This is a genomic window from Tsukamurella soli (assembly GCF_039541155.1).
Classification (GTDB): Bacteria; Actinomycetota; Actinomycetes; order Mycobacteriales; family Mycobacteriaceae; genus Tsukamurella; species Tsukamurella soli.
Genome location: NZ_BAABFR010000163.1, coordinates 1 through 7,269 on the forward strand (window position 1 = coordinate 1; position 7,269 = coordinate 7,269).

At 72.5% G+C, this 7,269-nt stretch carries 4 protein-coding genes and 1 pseudogene; all 5 read right to left on the reverse strand.

All coding sequences use genetic code 11. The features are described 5' to 3' along the window. Positions 1-721 (reverse strand): ABC transporter domain-containing protein (locus tag ABD908_RS25920; protein ID WP_486390783.1); only part of this gene is annotated, 721 nt, incomplete at its 3' end. After that, positions 714-2,414, reverse strand: a complete 1,701-nt coding sequence (gene cydD / locus ABD908_RS25925; protein ID WP_345001537.1) for a thiol reductant ABC exporter subunit CydD — start codon at positions 2,412-2,414, stop codon at positions 714-716. The genes cydD and ABD908_RS25920, both read right to left, overlap by 8 nt. Before the next feature lie 17 nt (positions 2,415-2,431). Then, entirely contained in the window at positions 2,432-3,481 is a 1,050-nt protein-coding gene (gene cydB / locus ABD908_RS25930; protein ID WP_345001539.1) for a cytochrome d ubiquinol oxidase subunit II, read from the reverse strand. Positions 3,482-3,571: 90 nt separating this feature from the next. Next, a pseudogene (locus ABD908_RS25935) lies at positions 3,572-5,071 on the reverse strand (cytochrome ubiquinol oxidase subunit I); the annotation flags it as partial. Positions 5,072-5,213: 142 nt separating this feature from the next. Then, on the reverse strand, positions 5,214-6,122 hold the full coding sequence (locus ABD908_RS25940; protein WP_345001541.1) for an aminodeoxychorismate lyase: 909 nt from the start codon (positions 6,120-6,122) through the stop codon (positions 5,214-5,216). Positions 6,123-7,269: the final 1,147 nt, after the last annotated feature.

Here is a 7,269-nt window from a genome sequence, read left to right on the forward strand (position 1 = left end):
CTGTCGTGCGGGCGGCGCGGTCGACGGCGACGCGGCGCCGGTCCTCCGCCTCGACGGCGGCCGTGCGGACGGCGTCGAGGCGCCCGGCGACAGCCAACTCGGCGGCATGATCGAGCACCGCACCGGCGTTGTCCGCGAACGTGATCCGCTCGGCCGACTCGGCGACGGCGCGGGCGCGGGCGGCGCGGGCGATGAGCCGGGGCGCGACCACCCCGGCCAGGACGAGGCATGCGGCCAGCACGATCGCCGCGGGTGCGTACACGAACCAGATCCATGCGACGGCCGCCGCGCCGGTCACGGCGGCCACCACGGCCGGCAGCAGCGCGCGCACCACCACGTCGCCGACAGCGTCCACGTCGGATCCGGTGCGCTGCACCAGGTCCCCGTCGCGCATGCGCAGCGCGACCGCGGGCTCCGCCGCGGCCAGCCTGCGGTAGAGCGCCGCTCGGATGTCCGTGAGCCCCGACAGGGCCACTCGGTGGCTCGCCAGCCGCTCCGCGTAGCGCATGCATCCGCGGGTGATGCCCAGCGCACGGACCGAGGTCACCGCCACCGACAGCGCGAGGACGGGCGGCATCGTCCACGCCTTGGTGATGAGCCACGCGGACAGCCCGGCCAGGGCCAGTGCCGCGCCCGCGGTCGCGACCCCGGCCGCGGCCGCAGCGAGCAGCGCGCGCAGCGGGATCCGCATGGCGCGCAGGCAGATCGCGAGGTCACACATGTGCCACCGCCGCGGACCCCAGCGTGACGATCGCATCGGCGGCGTCGAGCACGCAGTCGTGGTGAGCCACCACGACGACGGTGTCGCCGCCCGCGGCGCGGCGCCGCAGCTCCGCCAGAACCCGGTTCTCGAGGTCCCGGTCGAGATGCGCCGTGGGTTCGTCCAGGAGCAGGACCCGTGGGCCACTCTGGGTCGAGGAGCGGGCGAGGGCGCGGGCGAGCGCGAGCCGCTGCCGCTGCCCCGCCGACAGCCCCACGCCCCCGGCGCCGATCGTCGCATCCCATCCGCGCGCGACCACCTCGTCGAAACCGGTTGCCGCGCAGGATTGTATGGTCTCCGGTGCGTCACCTCCAGGCGGCCCCAACAGCGTGAAGTTCTCGATAAGGGTGCCGGGCACCAGCACCGGATGTTGCGGGCACCAGACGACGCGATCCCAGTCGACGGTGTCGGCGGTGCCCTCGGTCGGCGCGCGCAGGCCCAGTAGGACGGCCAGGAGCGTCGACTTCCCGGTCCCGTTCGGCCCGGTCACGACGGTGAGTGCACCGGGGCGGAACTCCGCCGTCAGGCGGTGCGGGGCGTCGCCGTCGCGCCCGGCGACGGACAGGTCCCGGACACGGAGAACCCCGTCGGATGCGGCGGTCCCGGCCCTTGACGGTGCCGCGCCGCCCTCCGGGACCGCCGCAGCCGCGTCGAGCACCGCGAAGATACGCCGCGAGGCGGTCACCCCGTGCTCGGCGGCGTGGAACTGCGCCCCGACCGAGCGCAGCGGCAGGTACACCTCGGGCGCCAGGATCAGCGCGAAGATACCTGCGGCGAGCCCCATCTCGGCGTACACGAGACGCAGCCCGATGCCGACGGCGACCAGCGCCACGCACAGCGTGGCGAGCAGCTCCAGCACCATCGAGGACAGGAAGGCCACCCGCAGGGAGGCCATCGTCTCGCGCGCCGACCGCTCGCCCAGGTCGCGCACGCGTGCCTCCGGCCCGCGCTCGCGGCCCAGCGCGCGCAGCGTGGGCAGCCCCGCGACGAGGTCGAGCAGCTGCGCCGACAGCCGGCTCGTCGCCGCGAGTCGCCGGCTGGTGCGATCCCGGGTGAGTAGACCCACCAGGATCATGAAGATCGGCAGCAGGGGCAGCGTCACGATCACGATCACCGCGGACAGCGGGTCGGCCACCGCGATCGCGACGATCAGCACCGGCACCGCCGTGACCGAGAGTGCCAGCGACGGAAGGTATCCCGTCAGATACGGCGGGAGGTCGTCGAGACCGCGGGTGACCACCGTCCGCAGGTCGGTGCCGTCACCGTCGGCCATCGCACGCGACCCGCCGCCGACGGCGAGCCGTCCCGCCGCCGCGAGCGCCGCGCAGCGGAGCTGCGACAGGACGCGCTCCGCCGACCGATGCTCGACCCGGCTGCGCACGTACGCCGCCAGAGCCCGCGCCGCGCCTGCACCCGCGGCGAGCCACAGCAGCGGAGCCTGCGCGGCCAGGGTGCAGGCCGCCGGTTCTGCCGCGATCCGCGCCAGAACCGTCGACGCGCAGTAGGCGAAGACGATCGTGGCCGCGGTGCCGACCAGCCCCAGCAGGGTCACCGCCACCAGCAGGCCGCGGCCGGCGCGGGCGTACCGCCACAGCCGCGGATCGACGGGCCCACCCCGCGCGGGCGCGGGCGATTCGGCACCGCGCTCGCTCATCTCGGCACCGCGCCGGCTCATCTGTGCGCGGTCGGCGACAGGCCGATCGAGGGCGGGATCTGCGCCGCCGAGATCCGTTTGCGGAACACCCAGTACGTCCACGCCTGGTAGATGATCACCACCGGCAGGACAACGACCGTGCACCAGCTCATCACGGTGAGCGTGTAGTGGGTCGACGAAGCGTTGGCGATAGTCAGCGTGTGGGTGGGGTCGGTGGTGGACGGCAGCACGTTCGGGAACAGTGAGCCGAACAGCAGCACCGCGGCGCCGATCACGGCCAGCGACGTCGCCGCGAACGCGAGCCGCTCGCGCCGCGCGTCCCCGGCGAAGCGGGAGGTGGCGGTCAGCGCGGTCACCGCGAGCAGACCCAGCGCGGCGACGATCACGACCACCCACGTCCAGCCCTTGCCGTGGGCGAGCTGTGTCCACAGCGCGAAGGCCGCGACGACGACGGTGACCGGCGGCGCCAGCCGGCGCGCGAGCCGGGCGGCGTCGGTGCGCACGTCACCGTCGGACTTGAGCGTCACGAAGATCGTTCCGTGCAGCAGGAACAGCAGGCAGGTGGCCGCCCCGCCCAGCAGCGCGTACGGGTTCAGCAGGCCCCACAGGTCGGTGGTCATCTGGGCGTGCGCATCGATCCCGACGCCGCGCACGATGTTCGCGAAGGCGACGCCCCAGCCGATCGCCGGGATCCACGACCCGAGGCCGATCCCGACATCGGCCAGGCGGCGCCAGCGTGGGTCGTCGATCTTGCCGCGCCACTCGATGGCGCACACGCGCGCGATGAGACCCACCAGGATCGCGAGCAGCGGCAGGTAGAACCCGGAGAACAGCGTGGCGTACCAGGCGGGGAAGGCGGCGAACATCGCGGCGCCGGCCGTGATCAGCCACACCTCGTTCCCGTCCCAGACCGGGCCGATGGTGTTGAGCAGCACCCGGCGCCGGATATCCGAGCGGCGGCCGAGGACGGGCAGCAGCATGCCGACGCCGAAGTCGAAGCCCTCCAGGACGAAGTAGCCGGTGAACAGGAACGCGATGGCCAGGAACCAGTACTCAGGCAGTGTCATCTCTCCCCCTCAGTACGCGAACGACAGTCGGTCGGCGGCATCCTGCTCCGGCGCGGCGTGATCCGGATCGTCGTGAGCGAGGGGGCCCTCGATCACGTACCGCCGCATCAGCCCGAACCACACCAGATAGAGCGAGCCGTACAGCGCCGCGAAGACGACGATCGAGAAGGCCATCGTGGTCACCGAGTGATCCGAGACCGCCTCCTGCACGGTGAGGTGGATGTTCGGGTTACCGGAGGGGTTGGGCGCGACCACCCACGGCTGGCGGCCCATCTCGGTGAACACCCAACCGGACGAGTTGGCCAGGAAGGGGGTCGGCAGCGCGATCAGGCACAACCTGCTGAACCACGTGGCCGCCCGGCCCGTGGGTATTCGCCGTTTCCAGGTCAGCCACAACCCCACCAGCGCGAGCGCGCCGGACCCGACCGACCACCCCATCATCGCGCGGAAGGCCCAGTACGTGACGAACAGGTTGGGCCGGTAGTCGCCCGGGCCGATGGTCTGTTCGTAGTGCTCCTGCATCTCCGCCACGCCCGGCAGCGTCGAGTCGAACGTGCTGGTGGCGAGGAACGATGTGAGCCGAGGAATCGTGATCACGTGCTGCACCGAGTCGCAGTTGTTGTGCGTGCCGGTGGTCAGCAGCGAGAAGCCGGCGCCGGTCTCGGTGTGGCACAGCGACTCCGCCGAGGCCATCTTCATCGGCTGCTGCTTGAACATCAACTTGCCCTGGGTGTCGCCGGTGAGGAACAGCACTGCCGCCGAGGCCACCATCACCCACAGCGCCAGCACCGTCACCGGCCGGAACAGCGTGCGCGCCAGGTCGATCTCACCGCGCTCCTTCCCTCCCCCGTCGTTCCCTCCCCCGTCGTTCCCTCCCCCGTCGTTCCCTCCCCCGTCGTTCCCTCCCCCGTCGTTCCCTCCCCCGTCGTTCCCTCCCCCGTCGCTGCGCTCGCCCTGGCGCGACGCCCGCACCATCCACCAGCCGCCCACCGCCGCCACGAAGGTGCCGGCGGTCAGCACCGACCCCGCCACGGTGTGCGGGAACGCGGCCAGGGTCGTCACGTTGGTGAGCACCGCCCAGATACTGGTCAGCTCAGCGCGTTTGGTCTCGGGGTTGTACGTCGCGCCCACGGGGTGCTGCATCCACGAGTTGGCCGCGATGATGAAGTACGCAGAGGCGTTGACACCGATCGCCACCAGCCAGATGCACGCCAGGTGCACGATCTTGGGCAGCCTCGTCCACCCGAATATCCACAGACCCAGGAACGTCGACTCCATGAAGAAGGCGACCAGCCCCTCGAGTGCGAGCGGCGCACCGAACACGTCGCCCACGAACCGGGAGTACTCGCTCCAGGCCATGCCGAACTGGAACTCCTGCACGATGCCCGTCGCCACGCCGAGCGCGAAGTTGATCAGGAAGAGCTTCCCGAAGAACTTGGTGGCGCGGAGCCAGCCGGGCCTGCCGGTCACCAGCCACACGGTCTGCATCACAGCGATCAGCGGCGCCAGGCCGATCGTCAGCGGAACCAGGATGAAGTGCATGACCGTGGTCATGCCGAACTGCCATCGAGCTACGTCGAGTGCGCTCATGCCGCTCTCCAGGGCCGAGGGACGTGGCAGCCGTCCGGCCACCAGCTACTACGGATGGTAGTAGCCGACGGCGCCTAACCCAAGGGGATTGGGAATCACGCTCGAGATCACATTCCGGCGGCGGCGAGCCGGCCGGGGCATGTCAGGGCACGGTGGCGATCGCGTGCTCCACGAGCGCGCGTACGTCGGCGTCCATCGGCGCCTCGGGCAGCCGGTGGCCGTCCAGGGTCCGCACGCGCGCGCACAGCGTGATCGACGAGACCAGCCAGACACCGTCGGCCGTCACCAGGTCCGCGGGGAACAACGGCGCCACCTCGGTGGCGATGCCCTTCTCCCCCGCCGCATCCAGCACGGCCGCGACGGTCGTCCCGGGCAGGATGCCCTGGTCGTCGGGCGGCGTGAGCAGGGTCCGCCCGCGGGCGACGAGCACCGTCGAGCGCGGCCCCTCGAGCACGCGCCCCTCACTCGAGGTGAAGATCACGTCGCCGGCGCCCCGCGACTCCGCGTACCGCAGAGCGGCCATGTTGACGGCGTACGACAGCGTCTTGGCGCCCAGCAGCAGCCACGGCGCGGAAGCCGCCAGGTCCACGGAGTAGCCCCGGTTCACGATGATCGCGTCCACCCCCTCGCGGCGGGCCGTCAGCACCCGCGGCCCCACCGGCGCGACCGTCACATACGACGTCCCCGTCGGGTCCGACTCGCGGCCCCGCGAGTACACCAGCCGCAGCGCCCCCTCGGCCTCCTCCCCCGCACGCTCGCCGAACAGCATCGCCGCACGCTGAACCGCCGCCCACCACGCCGCGTCGTTGGGCGCCGGCAGGCCGAGCGCGGCTGCAGAGCGGGCCAGCCGATCGAGGTGGGCACGAGGCTTGAGCGCCCGGCCACCGCGCACCAGCACCGTCTCGAAGCAGCCGTCGCCGCGGACGGCCGCCAGGTCGTCCGCGTACAGCAGCGGCCTCGTGGGATCGTGGGTGGCACCGTCGAGCGTGACCACCACCGTGGGACCGGAACTCGTGACGGCACCGGCGGAGCCGGGAGCAGTGGGAGCCATGGCCGCAACATTAGGGCATGCCGCGGCCCCGGCACCGCGTGCGCGCGGCTGTTGGGCGCGGGGCGTCCGCGTAGACTCGGGGCGTGTCACCTGCCACGGTCTCGCCCCTGTTCGACGCGTCCCGTGCCGCAGGCGCGGTACCCGCTCCGGAGGACTCCCCCGACGCCGGGGTCGCGTGGCACTACGGCGACCCGTTCGGCGAACAGCGCGCCGCGCAGAGGTCCGCGGTGGTGGTCGACCGCAGCCACCGCGGCGTGCTCACCCTCACCGGCCCGGACCGGCTCAGCTGGCTGCACTCCCTCACCTCGCAGTACCTCACCGGGCTCCCCGACGGCTCGGCAGTCCAGGACCTCAACCTCGATGCGCAGGGTCGGGTCGTCGATCACTTCTGGCTGAGCGAGGTCGACGGTGTCGCCTACGTCGACACCGAGGGCCCCCGCGTCGCCGATCTCGCCGCCTACCTCACCCGGATGGTGTTCTGGTCGGACGTGCAGGTCGCGCCACGCCCCGACCTGACCGTGCTCTCCGTGCTCGGCCCGGACGCCGCCCGCGTGACGGGGCTGGAGCTCGCGAGTGGCCACGCGGTCGCATACGGCGGCGGTGTCGCGCGCGCCGGCGACGGGGAGGTGACGTTGCTGGTGCCCCGCGACGAGATCCTCGCCCTGTGGGATCGGCTCATCGCCGACGGTGCCCGGCCCGCCGGCAGCTGGGCGTACGAGGCCCTACGCGCCGCGGCGGCCCGGCCGCGGCTCGGGGTGGACACCGACGAGAAGACCATCCCGCACGAGGTCGGCTGGATCGGCTCGGCGGTGCACCTCGAGAAGGGCTGCTACCGCGGGCAGGAGACGGTGGCCCGGGTCCACAATCTCGGCCGGCCCCCGCGCCGGTTGGTACTGCTGCACCTCGACGGCTCCGCCGATACCCGCCCGCGCACCGGGGACCCGGTCACGGCTGGCGGGCGCGTCGTCGGCCGCGTCGGCACCGTGGTCGAGCACTGCGACTACGGGCCCGTCGCCCTGGCGCTACTGAAGCGGTCGGTTCCCGACGATGCGGCGCTCGAGGCAGGCGGGGCCGCCGCGGCGGTCGACGCGGACGTCACGCCTGCGGGCGGCGACAAGTCGGAGGCCAAGCGGTCTTAGGAAGACAA

Coding starts and splice junctions, on each gene's coding strand:
- cydD (WP_345001537.1), bottom strand. CDS start 2,414: ATGAGCGAGCGCGGTGCCGAATCGCCCGCGCCCGCGCGGGGTGGGCCC.
- cydB (WP_345001539.1), bottom strand. CDS start 3,481: ATGACACTGCCTGAGTACTGGTTCCTGGCCATCGCGTTCCTGTTCACC.
- ABD908_RS25940 (WP_345001541.1), bottom strand. CDS start 6,122: ATGGCTCCCACTGCTCCCGGCTCCGCCGGTGCCGTCACGAGTTCCGGT.